A 13,671-nucleotide genomic window follows, 5' to 3' on the forward strand; every position below is an offset into this window, starting at 1 on the left:
GAGCCTAGGCGGGCCACGCCAGCGGTACGGTCGGCTCATGGCTTACGACGAGACCCTCGCCGACCGGGTCCGCGACCGGCTCGCCGACCTGCCCGGGGTGACGGACAAGCGGATGTTCGGCTCGCTGGCGTTCCTGACGGACGGCCGGCTGACCGTAGGGGTGACCGGCGACGACCTGATGGTGCGGGTCGGGGCGGAGGCGGCCGACCAGGCCCTGACGCAGCCGGGGACCCGGCTGATGGAGATGGGCGGACGGCGGATGCGCGGCTGGATCCGCGTCGACGGCGCCGAGCTGGACGACGACGTCCTCACCGCATGGCTGGAGCGGGCCCGGGCGTTCGTGGCAACCCTCCCGCCGGGAAAGTGACGCTGTCGACGCGGTCCACACCGGCCGGCCGCTGACGTTTCCTGCCGCAGGGTTCTCGACACGTGGTCGGCCACTCGTTCGGCGGCCTGCTCGCGATGATCATCGCGGGCCGGGGCCTGTCCACGGCCACGGGTTCGTGGAGCGGGTTGCGCATGGCCGCACCCGGCACCACCGCCCGGCCCACCGCCGAAGTTGCGGCCAGACCGCACCCGGCACCACCGCCCGGCCCACCGCCGAAGTTGCGGCCAGACCGCACCCGGCACCACCCCCGCTTCGCCCGGCACCGCGGTGGGTGCGTGCGCAGCGGCTGCGGTTCGGCCGGGGCGGTTACTCCCAGCGGAATTTGCGGGCGGCCGCCGTCAGCGCGACCGCCGCCCACAATGTCAGGCTGAGCCAGATGCTCGCCGGCACCGCGGTGCCGGCCGTCAGGGTGTCGCGGAGCGCTTCGGCGTGGGCGGCCAGCGGCAGCAGGAAATGGCCCGCCGTTCCGAGGTCGGGCGCGGCGAACATGATGCCGCCCGCGGCCAGCATCAGCACGTAGATCAAGGTGGCTGCGGCGGTGGTCGTCTCGGGGCGCAGCACGCTGGCGATCAGCAGGGCGAGGCCACAGTAGGCGGCGGTCGCGAGCACGGTGACGCCGATGGCCGGCAGCACCTGGGCGAGCTCCGGGCGCCAGCCGACCAGCACGCCGACCAGGGCGAGGGCGAGCACCTGCAGCGCGACCAGGCAGAGGATCGCGGCGGTCTTGGAGAAGAGCAGGCCGGGGCGGGTCAGCGGGGAGGCGCCGAGGCGCTTGAGGACGCCGTAGCTGCGTTCGTAGCCGGTGGTGATCGCCTGGCCCGTGAAAGCCGTGGACATCACCGTCAGGGCGAGGACTCCGGGGACGACGTAACCGAGGCGGTCGTTGCCCGGGACGTTGGTGGCCTCGGTGAGGCCCGCGCCGAGCAGGACCAACAGGGGCACGCCCATGGCGAGCACCACGGCCTCGCCCCGGCGGGCGGTGAGGAGCAGCTCCATGCGTACCTGTTGGCGCAGGATGGCCCGCATGGGCGCCCGGCCCGGCGCCGGGGTGAACGTGCCGGTCTCGGTGGTCATCGCGCAGCTCCGGCGGTCAGGGCCAGGTAGACGTCTTCGAGGGTGCGGCGGCGGGTGTTCACCGCGGTGACCTGGGCGCCGGCGGTGGCGAACCAGCCGAGCACCGCGGCGATCGCCTCGGTGTCGAGGGCGCCGGCGATCGTGTACTCACCGGGGTTGCCCTCGGTGACCTTGGCGTCCAGGCGGGCGGCGAGGGCGGCGACCGGCAGGCTCGGATCCGCGCGCACCTGGAGCAGGTCGATGCCCGCGGCGGCCGTGAGCTCCGCCGGGGTGCCGGTCGCGGCGACCACGCCGCTGTCCATGATCACCACGTGGTCGGCGAGGCTCTCGGCCTCGTCGAGCAGATGCGTGGTGAGCAGGACCGAGACGCCGTCGGCGCGCAGGCTCTCGACGAGTTCCCAGGTGGTCTGGCGGGCGCCGACGTCCATGCCGGCGGTGGGCTCGTCGAGGAAGACGAGCTCGGGGCGGCCGACGAGCGCTATGGCGAGCGAGAGCCGCTGCTGCTCGCCGCCGGAGAGCCGACGGAACGTGGTCTTGGCGAACTTCCGCAGCCCGAGCCGGTCGAGCAGCATGTCGGTGTCGAGCGGATGCGCCGCGAAGGAGGCGAACAGGCGCAGGATGTCGCCCGCGGTCGCCCACGGATACACGCCGCCGGACTGCAGCATGATGCCGAGCCGCGGCATCAGGTCGTCATGATCGGCGACGGGGTCGAGCCCGAGCACCCGGGCGGAGCCGGCATCGGGCCTCCGGAAGCCCTCGCAAACCTGCAGCAAGCTGGTCTTGCCCGCGCCGTTGTTGCCGAGCAGGGCGAGGATCGCGCCGCGCGGCACGGTCAGCGAGACACCGTCGACAGCAACGACGTCGCCGTACTTGACGACGACGTCCTGCACCTCGACGGCTGCCTCACGCATGCCGAAACTGTACTGGCTGGGCGGGCCGCCGCTTCGGGGCGTCCACACGGGTGTGGCCCACGCCGCGCACGCCCGGTGAGCGCCGCGGCACCGCCGGGCCGGCGACAGGTGGGTGCCGGACCCGCCGCGGTGGACGATCCGCAGGTGGCAGGGCCGCCCGGGAGCGGTGGAATGTGAGTGTTCGCGACCCGTTTTGCGCCGGGCCGGAGATTCGCTAGGCTGACTGTGGGAGCGCTCCCACCGCGCTCGAGCAATGCGGGGGCAGGCCGCCGGTCCGGCACCGGTTCCCCCCGGCACGCCTGCGGCGTCACGCAGGCCCCGGATTGGCGGCCTGACGCTCACTCGGCGCGGTGGGAGCCTCCCGATCAGAATCACCCATCCCCCTGGGCGGCGCGCGAGCGTCGGCGCCGCGAGGGTGACGGCGCGGTCGGCGGCGGGCCGGTCGGTAGGGTGCTCCGCATGACTGGCCCGGCCACCGCGGTGGAGATCTACACAGACGGCGCGTGCATCCCCAATCCCGGCCCCGGCGGCTGGGGCGCCGTGTTGCGCTGGGGCGCCGACGAGAAGGACCTCTGCGGCGGCGAGGCCTCCTCCACCACCAACAACCGGATGGAGCTGATGGCGCCGATCCGGGCGCTGGAGAGCCTGACCCGGGAACCACTGCCGGTGCTGCTCTACACCGACAGCATCTACGTGCGGGACGGCATCACGAAGTGGCTGCCGCGATGGAAGGCGAACGGCTGGCAGACCTCGGCCAAGCAGCCGGTCAAGAACGTCGACCTGTGGCAGCGCCTCGACGCGGTGGTGCAGCGGCACGACGTGCAGTGGCACTGGGTCAAGGGCCACGCCGGCCATCCCGAGAACGAGCGGGCCGACCGGCTCGCCGCGCGTGGTCTGCAGGAAGCCCTCGCCGCCCGCTGACGCCTTCGGGTTGATCGCCGTCGCCATGTGCCCCTCCTCGGTTTCGTGAGGCTCCCGGTCTAGCAGGGGGCACCGACACAATCAGTCCGGCTCGTGGCTGAGCTGCTGGAGAACTCGCAGGAAGACGCCCTTGTCTGCCAACGTCAGCCCGCCCAGCAACCGCTCCTCGGCGGCGTGGATCTCGGCCCGCACCGACGCGTACAGGTGCCGCCCGGCCGGCGTCAGCCGCAGCAGCCGTACCCTTCGGTCCTCGGGGTCCGGCTCGCGCTCGATCAGAGCGCGTTCCTGCAGCTCGTCCAGGATCCCGATGATCCGGGTCTTGTCGGCGCCGATGGCGCGCGCGAGCGCGGCCTGGGTGCGCATCGGCTCGTCGGCCAGGGCACTGAGCACGGCATATCCCCACATCGACACGTCGTGCGCGGCCAGCACGGGACGCTCGGCGGCGATCAGCGCGCGGCCGAACCGCACGATCATCGCGCCGAGGTCGGGACGGTCACGGTCCGGATCAGGCACGGCCGAGAACATACCCCTTGACATATCGTGTACGCCCGCAGATCGTAAGCACATGCATACTATCGACCTGCTCGCCTGCCACGGGACAGCTGTCCGGGCGACCATTCCCGTCGTCGCCCGTGTCGTCCCGTCGGACTTGTCCTTGCCCACACCATGCGCGGAATGGGATCTGGGTCAGCTGCTGGCCCACATGACCGAGCAGCACGAGGCCTTCGCGGCGGCGGCCACCGGCGCGGAGCGCGCGCCGGGCGCCCACCCCGGACCGGAGTACGCCCAGGCGGCCGAAGCAGTCATCGCTGCCTTCGCCGAGCCCGGTGTCCTCGAACGGGACATCCTCCTGCCCGAGTTCCCGCACCCCATCCCCGGCCGGCTCGCGGTCGGCTTCCACCTCGTGGACTTCGTCGTGCACGGCTGGGACGTCGCCCGCGCGCTCGGGATCGCGTACCGGTTGCCGGCGGACGTGCTCGCCGTAGCCCTGCCCATCGCCGAGGCCGTGCCCGACGACGAGGCCAGGCTCGCGCCGGGATCGCCCTTCGGACCGCGCGTCCCGGACCCCGGTGCTGATCCGTTGGATCGCATCCTCGCCCTGCTCGGACGGGATCCGGGCAAGAATGTCGTACCGCCCCGCTAGCGTCCCGGACCATGAATCAGCGGGACGCAGGCATCGGGTTCATCGGCAGACGCGCGCCCGGCCGGGCGGCCCCACCGGGCCCACGCTGATGCGATACGGAGTCATCCTGCCCGGTGGCACCGCACCGCAGCAGCTCGACCAGGCCATCCTCGCCGAGCAGGCGGGATGGGACGGCGTGTTCGTGTGGGAGGCGGCGTCCGGTGTGGACGCGTGGAGCCTGCTCGCCGCCATCGCCACGGCGACCACCCGGATCCGCCTCGGCACGATGCTGACGCCCCTGCCCTGGCGGCGGCCGTGGAAGGTGGCCAGCCAGGTCGCGACGGTCGACCAGCTTTCGAACGGCCGCGCGGTGCTCGGCATCGGCCTGGGCGCCATCACCACCGATCTGCCGCTGACCGGCGAGGTCACGGACCTGCGGGGCCGCGCCGCCATGATGGACGACGGCATCGACCTGATCCGCACGCTGTGGGCGGGCGGCACCAGCTATCGCGGTCCGCACTACACCTACGAGGTGGAACGCCGCGACCTGGCCGAGGTGGGCCGCCCGGTGCAGGAACGGATCCCGATCTGGGTCGTCGCCGTCTGGCCACGCCCGAAGTCCCTGCGTCGCGTGTTGCGGTGCGACGGGGTCATCCCGGGTCACCAGAGCGGGCCGGACGAGCTGCGCCAGATGCGGGCCTGGCTGACCGAGCGCGGTGCGCCTGCCGAACTGGACATTCTGGCTGAAGGCGAGACCCCCGGCGACGATCCGGCAGCCGCCTGGGCGACGATCGCCCCGTGGGCCGATGCGGGCTGCACCTGGTGGATGGAGACCCGCTGGGAGATGCCGCATCACAGCGCCGAGCGCATGCGGCAGATCCGGGAGCGGATCGCGGCCGGGCCACCACGGCGGCCGGCATGATCACGCCCTTCGAGATCCGGGCCGGCGACAACGAGCTCGCCGACCTGCGCGATCGCCTGCGGCGGACCCGCTGGCCCGAGCCGGCGACGGTCGACGGCTGGGCGCAGGGTGTGCCACTACGGGAGCTGCGGGCGCTGTGCGACTACTGGGCGGAGGGTTATGACTGGCGCGCGGCCGAGCGGCGGCTCAACCGGATGCCCCAGTTCCGCAGCACCGTCGACGGCCTCGGCATCCACTTCGTGCACGCACGCTCGCCGCATCCCGGCGCCGTGCCGCTGGTGCTCACCCACGGCTGGCCGGGTTCGATCGTGGAGTTCGCGAAGGTGATCGGCCCGCTCACCGACGCATTCCACGTGGTGTGTCCCTCTCTACCCGGGTACGCCTTCAGCGACCGTCCAGCCGCGCCGGGCTGGACGGTGGAACGAACCGCCGGGGCATGGGTTCAGCTGATGGAACGACTGGGATACACCCGTTTCATGGCAGCCGGGCACGGCTGGGGCACCAGCATCAGCACAAGCATCGCCCAGCAGCATCCCGAGAGGCTCATCGGCATCCACGTGATGCCGCCGCTCGTCGCCCCCGACCCGGCAACGTTCGACACGCTCACGCCGGCGGAGCGGGCCGCGCTGCACGACCTCGACGCGTCGGGCGACAGCGGTGACGGCTACTCGCTGGAGCAGTCGACAAGACCGCAGACCATCGGCTACGGGCTGGTCGACTCCCCCGCCGCGCTGGCCGCCTGGATCATCGAGAAGTTCCAGGCCTGGACGGACTGCGACGGCGATCTGTCCACAGTGCTCACCCGCGACGAATTGCTCGACAACCTGATGCTCTACTGGCTGCCGGGCACGGGCGCCGCCGCGGCCAGGATGTACTGGGAGAGCTTCCGAGCCGTCCAGGCCCGCTTCCGCACCGGCACGACAGACGTGGTGACGGTGCCGACGGCATGCTCGATCTTCCCGAAGGAGAACCCGCGACCGTCGCGGCGATGGGCGGAGAGACGCTTCACGGAAATCCGATACTGGGGCGAGCCGGCCCGCGGCGGTCACTTCGCGGCGTTCGAGCAACCGGCTCTGTTCGTGGCCGAGCTCCGGGCCGGCCTCCGAGCGGTGCTGCCATGCGGATGACTCTCGACGTTCTGGTGCCTGCGGCTGCTCACGCCGCGCGGGAGACCCCGATGCGCACTGCCGTGAGGGCGACTCTCATGCGCGCTGCCGTGAGGGCACCCCCGCATGCAGATAGCTGTGCGGGCACTCCCGCATGCGTGTAGCCGGGCGGGCGACCCGCGTGCGGCCGTCCGGGAGGACGACCTGTGCGCCTGGCCGGGCGGGCGACCCGCGCGTGTCTGGCCGGGCGGACGACCCGCGCGTGTCTGGCGACGCTCGCGCCCCGGCAACCCGAGGTGTACGCCCAGCACGCCAAGCACCTGGCCGAGGGCGGCTACCTGACGCCCCCGTCCCGTTAGCCCGCGGCGGCCTGCCACTCGGAACGGGTCAGGGCGTATTCGACGTCGCCGTGCTCGTCGCCGGGGATCTGCTCCGGCCACTCCTGGTGGAAGGTGCGGACGTACCGCAGGCCGGCTTTCTCCATGACCCGGCGCGAGCCGGCGTTGACGGCCATGGTCTCCGCGAAGACCCGCTCGACGCCGAGCTCGGTGAAGCCCTTGCGGATCAGCGCCAGGCTCCCCTCGGTCGCGTAACCCTTGCCCCACGCGTCACGGCGCAGCCGGTAGCCCAGCTCGACTCCGGACTCAGGGTCTCTGGACCGCGGCCGGAAGTGGAACCAACCGAGAAAATGCCCGGTGGCCTTGTCGATCGCAGCCCAGAAGCCGACCTCTTCGCCGCGCTCGTAGTACGCCAGCCAGAACGGGAGCACCTCGTCCCGAACCTCCTCGACCGGCGTGGCACGGCCGCCCGTCAGGTAGCGCATCACCACCGGATCGCTGTCCAGCTCGACGATGTTGTCAACGTCGTCTTCGGTGAACTGGCGCAGGACCAGCCGATCCGTCTCCAGGTAGATGCCCATGACGCCATCCTGACCTGGCCCGGAATCGCCGCAACGCATTTACGCCTCCATGGCGCCGCGCCGACGGGCCGCGGCACCCGAGCCGGTCACGCGGAAACGACAGGACGCTGCCGCCGCCTCGGCCACATCGCCGACCCGCGGCGCCGATCACCCGGAATCGGCGGGCCACTGCTCACCTCCGCCAGGCCCCGGACCTGTCGGGCCGATCACGCGAAGCGACAGGCCGTCGCCGTCAGCTCGGCCGGGTCAAGGGTCTCTCGAACCGATCGGGTGGCAGCCCGTGCGACGGCGAATGCCGGGTCAACGGTCTCCCGGACCGATCGGGTGGCAGCCCGTGCGACGGCGAATGACCGTGAGCCGGCCGCGGTGCCCGGCGGCGGCTATTTCGGGTGGACGTCTGGGAGGGCCGCGACGTAGGCCGCGGCGACGCGTTTGGGGACGACCATGCGCCAGGCGTCGATGACCAGTTCCTCCATCTGGCGGTGGTCCAGCTCTGCCAGCCAGGCCTGCACCCATTGGAAGCGCATGTTCGTCGCGTTCGGCAGGTGGAAGACCTTGGGTTGGGCCGCTACCAGTGATTCCCGCTCCTCCCTGGGGAAGCCGAAACCCATGATCGTCTCGTCGCGGGAGAACGCCACGTAGACGATCTTTCCGACGCGGAACTTCACCCGGTCGTAGATCAGGTGCTCGGTTGTCCTGGGCAGCTTCATCGCCACCTCGCGGACCTCTTGAACGGTGACCATGGCGCACCTTAACGCCGGCCTATGACATTTCCGGGGACAGAAGCCGCGCCTGTGGGGGCGGCGGCGCGGACAAGGTTCGCGCTTACGGGGGCGACGCGGCCAGGAGGAGAGGCAAGGAAGGAAGAAGCCAGGAAAAGTGAGCCGGGAGGAAGACCGGAGGAGACCGGAGGAGACCGGAGGAGACCGGGAGGAAGAGAGCCTGGAAGGTGCCCGAGGGAGACGGGTCAGAGAGGAAGGGGCCAGGAACTGCAAGGGCAAGGAGGACAAGGTCAGGACGAGCGAGGGCGCGGGACCGATGGCAGGCGGGTTGTCGGCTCTTCGGATTCGTCGTCTCCGGGAGTTGCTCTGCGGACCTTTGCCCGGGCCACCCGGTCCGGCGTCAACCGGTACGTCGGGGCCTGAACCAGCTCGTCCGGCACCAGATGGCGCCCACCGCCAGCAACCACCGGCTCGTCCTCATCCGACGACGAGGACGAGGACCGGGACGAGGACGAGGACCGGGACGAGGAGGGCGAAGACGGCGAGGAGAGCGACGACGGCGAGGAGGGCGAAGACGGCGAAGGCGAGGACGACGGCAATGAGGATGATGCAGGCGAGGAGGGCGACGACGAAGGCACCGAGGAAGACGAAGAATCAACCCGCCCCGCCGCAACATCAGCGCCAGACAACCCAGCGCCCGCCCCGGACCGCGCCGATTCAACCCCAGCCTTGGGCGAACCAGCGCGAGACACCGACGCCCCCGCCCGCGAGCCCGAGGAACCAGAAGCCGAGGAACGCGATGCCGAAGCCGCCGACCCGCCAAAAGAAGCAGCCCGCAACCCCACCGGCGGAGGCGCGACCAACGGAGCAGAGGCCGATCCACCCACCACAGCCGTCCCCCGCACAGCCCGCTTCGGCCCGATCAACCGAGCCGCCAAGCTGAAGACGCTTCGCGTAGCCGTGTCGTACCCGTCCCGGTAGGCCTCGTCTCGGTCCAGGACAGTGCGGTACCACTGGTGCAGGCGCCCGGCCGTATATCCCACGCAGGCCGTGAAGACGGCCAGCAGCGTGATCAGGAGGGTGTCGTTTCCGGTCATGGTCCGATTCTTGCTATTGCATAGACCACTAGCTATAGCCCGTTTGAGGTACCCCGTTCGGTCGAGAACTGTCGGCGATGTGTTGTAGTCCACGTGGCGATCTGGGCGCGGCGGGACGCCGCGAGCTTGGTCAAGATGTGTTCGACGTGCGCGGATACGGTTTTCGGGGAGATCGACAGGGCGGCCGCTATTTCCCGGTTCGTGGCGCCGTCGGCGATCAGGCCGGCGACTTCCGCTTCCCGTGCGGTCAGCGCCGACCGGGGTTGTGGCGCTGACGGCCGGGTCGCCGGCATGAGGACCACCGCGCCCGCGGTCGTTGCCTGGGCTGCCGCCTGGGTGGACAGCCGGGCCGCGTCCGCCGGGCGGCGCGACCGGTGTGCGCATCTGGCCTGGTCCGACAGGGTCTGCGTACCTTCCCAGAAGCGTTTTCGGGCCCGCCAGAAGGCGGCGGCTCGCTCCAGCTCGACCCGCGCCTTTCCGGTTTGTCCCTCGTGCAGGTGGATCAGGCCTTCGCCGTGGTCCAGCGCGCCCAGCGTGCCGGGGATCTCCCGGTCGGTCAGCAGCGCCCCGGTCCGGGCCAGCCAGTCCCGGGCGCCGGTCAGGTCCTGCTTCGCCAGGTGCGCGCGCACCCCCGTCACCACGTACGGGAAAAGGTATGCCGCGTCCCGCACCTTGGCCGACGCGGCGTAGCCGCGCTCGCACCAGGTGATCGCCTCGTCCGGGTGGTCGCGCAGCAGCGCGATCGAGGCCAGTCCCCACCAGGCCGGGGAGATCCGCTGGAGCTCACCCATGGTCTCGCCGAACGTCGCCGCCTCGCGCATGCACTCCGTCGCCCGCTCCCAGCGGCCGCGGCCCAGCGCCACGTAGCCCAGCACGTGCAGCGCCGTGATCCGGGTGGTGATGCCCTGCCCGTCGGCCAGCGCCCGGGTGGCGCCGGCCTCGGCCGCCTCCCACGCGCCCTCCGCCCAGTCCACGTGCGCCAGGTGCGCCGCCATGTAGTGCCGGTCGTTGAACCGTTCCACCGACTCCGCGTAGGCGATCCCCTCGGCCAGCCACTGCCGGGCCAGGTCGTACTCGACCAGCACCGATGCGGACGAGCCGAGCATCCGGTAGCCGCGGGCCGCCTCCGCCTCCAGGCCGCCGCGGCGGGCCCGGCCGATCGCGTTCGCCAGCATCTGCCAGCCCTCGTGCATCCGGCCCGCGAAGACCAGGATCGAGCCCAGCGTGCCGCCGAGGTGACAGCGCAGCGCGTGGTCGCAGTCCTCCACCGAGAACGCCTCCGCCAGCACGCCCACCTCGGTCGCCTCCTCCAGCCGGCGGTCCAGCATGTAGGCCGCCGCCAGCGCGGCGTGCAGGCCCGCGCGGATCTCCTGGGCCTGGTCGTCGGCGCGCGCGGCGATCAGGTCGAGGCCCTCGCGCAGCAGCGCGGCGCGCTCGTCGAGGCCCGCGCCGAGCAGATGCCGGACCGCGACCAGCTGCGGCACGAGAACGGCCGCGCTGAGCGCGTCCCCCAGCTCCAACCGCATCCGGTACGCCCGCAGCAACGTCCCCTCCGCCTCGCCGTTCTCGTCCACCGCCGCCAGTTCGGCGCCGAGCGCGGCCAGCAGCGTGGCCCGTTCGGCCGGCGGGAGATCGGCCGGTGCGGTGCGCAACGCCCGCCGGTACAGCTCCACGGCCTCGCGGTGCGCCGACATCCGCACGGCCCCGGCCGCCGCGGTCAGCGCGTGCCCGTACGCGTCGGCGGGCCGGTAGGCGCGTTCGTACTGATCACTCACGAACGCGTCGGAGAGGCCCGCCGCCAGCGCCGCGCCGGCCGTCCGGGCGTGCAGGTCGCGGCGGCGCAGCGGGGGCAGGTCGGCGTGCAGGGCGTCGCGGATCAGTGCGTGCCGGAAGTCGTAGGTGAAGCCGTCGGCGTGCGGCTGCACGAAGAACCGTTCGGCCAGCTCGCGCAGCCCGTCGTCGATCCGGTCCGGGCGCTCGCCGGTGATCGCGGTGAGCAGGTCCACGTCGAACGAGCGGCCGATCACCGACGCCGCGCCGGCCAGCTGCCGGGCCGGCGCGCTCAACGAGGCGGCCCGGGACAGCACTGCCTCCGCCAGCGTGTCCGGCAGGGCGGCCGCCGCGTCGACCGTGGCCAGGAACTCCTCCACGTGCAGCGGGATGCCGTCGCTGCGGGCGAAGACCGCGCCGGTCACCGTCGCCGGCAGGACCGCGTCGGAGATGGCGGCGGCCAGGGCGGCGGTGTCCGCGGGGCCGAGCCGGGGCAGCCGGGCCTCCTCGGCGTGCCGCTGGTTCAGCAGCCGGGTGCGCCACTCCCGCATCGGCACCCGCGGGTACAGCTCGTCGCTGCGGTACGTGCCGACGATCAGCATCGGCAGCCCGGACAGCCGGTGCGCGAGCCGGGCCAGGGTCTGCAGGGTCAGGTCGTCGGCCCAGTGCAGGTCCTCCAGCGTCAGCAGCAGCGGTTCGGGGCCCGCACCGACCTCGGCGAGGGCGTCGGCCAGGGCCGTCACCAGCAGGCGCCGCTGCCGGTGGCTGTCGCCGTCGTACGACTGGCGGAGGAGCTTCGCGGTGCGCGTACCGAAGCAGGAGAGCGCGTCGGTGATCAAGCCGGCGGCGACGTCGGCGTCTGCGGGGAACGCGGCCGCGCCGGCCACCCGGAAACCGCGCGCCGCCGCCCGGGCCGCGATCTCGGTCAGCAGGCGGGTCTTGCCGATGCCGGCCTCGCCGGCGAGGAAGAGCAGCTCGCCGTGGCCCGCGGCGGTCGCGGCGAGCCGGCGGTCCGCGAGGGCCAGCAGGTCGTCACGGCCGACCAGCACCGGGCTCGGGGCGCGCATGGGCGTGACTCTAGGCCGAACTCCGCGGCCTTCCTAGGTGTTCTGACCGATGTCCGACGCCGCCCGGCCGCGCAGGCTGGCACCGGTAACCACAACGGAGGGACGAGTTCGATGGCGAAGTTCATGGACGTGCACAGCGGGTTCCACGGGGTGACCCCGGCGGAGCTGGAGGCCGCGCACCAGGCCGACCAGAAGATCGAGGCCGACGAGGGGGTGCATTTCGAGCGGGCCTGGCTCGACCCGGAGCAGGGCAAGGTGTTCTGCCTGTCCAGCGGGCCGAGCAAGGAGGCGGTGCTGCGGATCCACGAGCGGGCCGGCCACCCGACGACCGAGATCTACGAGCTGACCACCGAGGTGTGAGCACAGCGTTTCCGCCCGGGTCGGTGCGGCCCGGGCGGAACCGTGCTCAAGACGAAGCAGGGCGCGGGCCACCCGACGACGGGGCGCCACCGGGGCCGCCACCGCCGGCCGGGGCGTCGCCGCCGCCGGTCTCCTCGCCGGACGGGTCGATCGCGATCGTGAGCTTGGCGACGTAGCCGTCGGCCACGCTGCCGGTGACGGTGGCCAGCTCGGTGGCGGCCGAGTCGTCGCCGAACACGTTGTCGGTGGCGAGGCTGACCTGGCTCATGTTCGCCACGCTCCTGCTGTAGCCGTCGGTGGCGTAGACGACGTCCGCCACGTCCTCGGGGATCGCGATCTGCGAGGTCTTGACGATCGGGCCGGCGCCGCTGGTGGCGTTCGCCAGCGACGAGTAGACCTCGAAGTGGATGTGCGGCCAGCGGCCCGAATAGCAAGCCGGGAAGATGCTGGTGAAGGTGGCCGTGCCGGTGGCGTCGGTCTCCTGGATGCCACGCAGGTAGTTCTGGTCGGTGACCCCGGAGGAGTAGAGCGAATAGTTGCCGTCCCGGTCGCAGTGCCAGGCGTAGACCGCGGCCCCGGTGACGGCCTTGCCGTCCAGGTCGGTCACGACCAGGGAGAATTCCAGCGGTACGCCGGCAGCGGTGCCGCTGGAGCCGCCGAACGACGTCCGGATGTCCTTGCGCACGATGCCCGACTCGGTGCGCACGTCGGGCCCGTTCGAGCCGTCCGCCGGGTACGGCCCGGCCGTCTCCGACGCGACCTCGGCGACCGTGCCGGCGGCGGCGCTCGCCGTGGTGCCGGCCGACGCCGACGTGCTTGCCGTCTCCGTCGTGCTGCCGCAGGCCGCGGTGCCCCCGACGAGCGCGAGGGCACCCGCTCCACCGAAGGCGGCGAGCAGCCGGCGCCGTGACATGGTCCGCAGGTCGAACTGCAGCCCCTTGTCGTGCACCCGACGCACGTACGCGGCGTTGTCCTGATCCCCTTGCTCCTGCACAGCGGTCCCTTCCTCGCCTGATGTCCTGCGACCAGACAACCAAGCCTCACTGTGCGCCGTCTGTGTCCGCGCTGTGGCGGGGTTCGTAATGTCTGGTGAGTCCGGGACACATGCCCGCCGGGCCAGGCGCTGGCGGTGGCCCGGAGCATCGCGGACGCCGCGCGGCGCACCGGCCGGTCGCCGATCGTCGCCGACCTGAACGCGATCTCCCCGCCGACCCTGGCCCGGGTCGCGGAGACCTGTGCGGGCCTGCCGGTCGTGGACGGCTCGATCTCCGGCCCGCGTCCGCCGGCTGTC

General features: G+C 72.2%; 14 protein-coding genes. 7 read left to right on the plus strand and 7 right to left on the minus strand.

The window, feature by feature from the left end:
• Positions 1-37: 37 nt before the first annotated feature.
• Complete coding sequence (locus ACIBQZ_RS35670; protein ID WP_396093271.1) at positions 38-367, plus strand: TfoX/Sxy family protein; 330 nt, start codon at positions 38-40, stop codon at positions 365-367.
• 327 nt (positions 368-694) lie between these two features.
• Here the strand turns inward: ACIBQZ_RS35670 and ACIBQZ_RS35675 are convergent, their stop codons facing one another.
• Positions 695-1,462 (minus strand): ABC transporter permease, encoded by a 768-nt coding sequence (locus ACIBQZ_RS35675; protein ID WP_396093272.1) that lies wholly within the window; start codon positions 1,460-1,462, stop codon positions 695-697.
• Positions 1,459-2,373: an ABC transporter ATP-binding protein gene (locus ACIBQZ_RS35680; RefSeq protein WP_396093273.1), complete on the minus strand. Its 915-nt coding sequence runs from the start codon at positions 2,371-2,373 to the stop codon at positions 1,459-1,461. The genes ACIBQZ_RS35675 and ACIBQZ_RS35680 overlap by 4 nt, the downstream gene beginning before the upstream one ends.
• 459 nt (positions 2,374-2,832) lie before the next feature.
• On the opposite strand from ACIBQZ_RS35680, the gene rnhA reads away from it, so the two are divergent.
• Positions 2,833-3,294 (plus strand): ribonuclease HI, encoded by a 462-nt coding sequence (rnhA, locus tag ACIBQZ_RS35685; protein WP_396093274.1) that lies wholly within the window; start codon positions 2,833-2,835, stop codon positions 3,292-3,294.
• An 81-nt stretch (positions 3,295-3,375) separates the two neighbouring features.
• Here the strand turns inward: rnhA and ACIBQZ_RS35690 are convergent, their stop codons facing one another.
• Positions 3,376-3,807 carry a MarR family winged helix-turn-helix transcriptional regulator gene (locus tag ACIBQZ_RS35690; protein ID WP_396093275.1) on the minus strand — a complete coding sequence of 144 codons (432 nt, stop codon included), beginning with the start codon at positions 3,805-3,807 and terminating at the stop codon, positions 3,376-3,378.
• Positions 3,808-3,859: 52 nt separating this feature from the next.
• On the opposite strand from ACIBQZ_RS35690, the gene ACIBQZ_RS35695 reads away from it, so the two are divergent.
• The 4 genes from ACIBQZ_RS35695 (at position 3,860) to ACIBQZ_RS35710 (ending at position 6,804) form a co-directional block, all read left to right on the plus strand.
• Positions 3,860-4,438: a TIGR03086 family metal-binding protein gene (locus ACIBQZ_RS35695; protein WP_396093276.1), complete on the plus strand. Its 579-nt coding sequence runs from the start codon at positions 3,860-3,862 to the stop codon at positions 4,436-4,438.
• A gap of 88 nt (positions 4,439-4,526) precedes the next feature.
• Positions 4,527-5,339 (plus strand): LLM class flavin-dependent oxidoreductase, encoded by an 813-nt coding sequence (locus tag ACIBQZ_RS35700; protein WP_396093277.1) that lies wholly within the window; start codon positions 4,527-4,529, stop codon positions 5,337-5,339.
• A complete protein-coding gene (locus ACIBQZ_RS35705) occupies positions 5,336-6,466 on the plus strand; it encodes an epoxide hydrolase family protein (protein WP_396093278.1) in 1,131 nt (376 codons plus the stop codon). Before ACIBQZ_RS35700 ends, ACIBQZ_RS35705 begins: the two co-directional genes overlap by 4 nt.
• 185 nt (positions 6,467-6,651) lie before the next feature.
• Complete coding sequence (locus ACIBQZ_RS35710) at positions 6,652-6,804, plus strand: hypothetical protein (protein WP_396093279.1); 153 nt, start codon at positions 6,652-6,654, stop codon at positions 6,802-6,804.
• Here the strand turns inward: ACIBQZ_RS35710 and ACIBQZ_RS35715 are convergent.
• From ACIBQZ_RS35715 to ACIBQZ_RS35725, 3 genes are all read right to left on the minus strand, one after another.
• Positions 6,801-7,364, minus strand: coding sequence for a GNAT family N-acetyltransferase (locus ACIBQZ_RS35715; protein WP_396093280.1), 564 nt, complete (start codon positions 7,362-7,364; stop codon positions 6,801-6,803). The genes ACIBQZ_RS35710 and ACIBQZ_RS35715 overlap by 4 nt on opposite strands.
• 380 nt (positions 7,365-7,744) lie before the next feature.
• Positions 7,745-8,107 carry an MmcQ/YjbR family DNA-binding protein gene (locus ACIBQZ_RS35720; RefSeq protein ID WP_396093282.1) on the minus strand — a complete coding sequence of 121 codons (363 nt, stop codon included), beginning with the start codon at positions 8,105-8,107 and terminating at the stop codon, positions 7,745-7,747.
• A gap of 1,108 nt (positions 8,108-9,215) precedes the next feature.
• The gene (locus ACIBQZ_RS35725) at positions 9,216-12,020 is read right to left on the minus strand and encodes an ATP-binding protein (protein ID WP_396093283.1); all 2,805 of its coding nucleotides are present in this window, start codon (positions 12,018-12,020) and stop codon (positions 9,216-9,218) included.
• A 111-nt stretch (positions 12,021-12,131) separates the two neighbouring features.
• On the opposite strand from ACIBQZ_RS35725, the gene ACIBQZ_RS35730 reads away from it, so the two are divergent.
• Positions 12,132-12,380 (plus strand): SCO4226 family nickel-binding protein, encoded by a 249-nt coding sequence (locus ACIBQZ_RS35730; protein WP_396093284.1) that lies wholly within the window; start codon positions 12,132-12,134, stop codon positions 12,378-12,380.
• Positions 12,381-12,426: 46 nt separating this feature from the next.
• On the opposite strand, the gene ACIBQZ_RS35735 is transcribed toward ACIBQZ_RS35730, so the two are convergent.
• Entirely contained in the window at positions 12,427-13,374 is a 948-nt protein-coding gene (locus tag ACIBQZ_RS35735; protein ID WP_396093285.1) for an intradiol ring-cleavage dioxygenase, read from the minus strand.
• Positions 13,375-13,671 lie beyond the last annotated feature (297 nt).

This window comes from Actinoplanes sp. NPDC049599, from assembly GCF_044465625.1.
Classification (GTDB): Bacteria; Actinomycetota; Actinomycetes; order Mycobacteriales; family Micromonosporaceae; genus Actinoplanes.

Excerpts from the sequence above, each read along its gene's own strand:
- ACIBQZ_RS35680 (WP_396093273.1), bottom strand. The coding sequence starts at position 2,373 with ATGCGTGAGGCAGCCGTCGAGGTGCAGGACGTCGTCGTCAAGTACGGC.
- ACIBQZ_RS35715 (WP_396093280.1), bottom strand. The coding sequence starts at position 7,364 with ATGGGCATCTACCTGGAGACGGATCGGCTGGTCCTGCGCCAGTTCACC.
- ACIBQZ_RS35725 (WP_396093283.1), bottom strand. The coding sequence starts at position 12,020 with ATGCGCGCCCCGAGCCCGGTGCTGGTCGGCCGTGACGACCTGCTGGCC.
- ACIBQZ_RS35700 (WP_396093277.1), top strand. The coding sequence starts at position 4,527 with ATGCGATACGGAGTCATCCTGCCCGGTGGCACCGCACCGCAGCAGCTC.
- ACIBQZ_RS35670 (WP_396093271.1), top strand. The coding sequence starts at position 38 with ATGGCTTACGACGAGACCCTCGCCGACCGGGTCCGCGACCGGCTCGCC.
- ACIBQZ_RS35675 (WP_396093272.1), bottom strand. The coding sequence starts at position 1,462 with ATGACCACCGAGACCGGCACGTTCACCCCGGCGCCGGGCCGGGCGCCC.
- rnhA (WP_396093274.1), top strand. The coding sequence starts at position 2,833 with ATGACTGGCCCGGCCACCGCGGTGGAGATCTACACAGACGGCGCGTGC.
- ACIBQZ_RS35730 (WP_396093284.1), top strand. The coding sequence starts at position 12,132 with ATGGCGAAGTTCATGGACGTGCACAGCGGGTTCCACGGGGTGACCCCG.
- ACIBQZ_RS35695 (WP_396093276.1), top strand. The coding sequence starts at position 3,860 with ATGCATACTATCGACCTGCTCGCCTGCCACGGGACAGCTGTCCGGGCG.
- ACIBQZ_RS35720 (WP_396093282.1), bottom strand. The coding sequence starts at position 8,107 with ATGGTCACCGTTCAAGAGGTCCGCGAGGTGGCGATGAAGCTGCCCAGG.
- ACIBQZ_RS35705 (WP_396093278.1), top strand. The coding sequence starts at position 5,336 with ATGATCACGCCCTTCGAGATCCGGGCCGGCGACAACGAGCTCGCCGAC.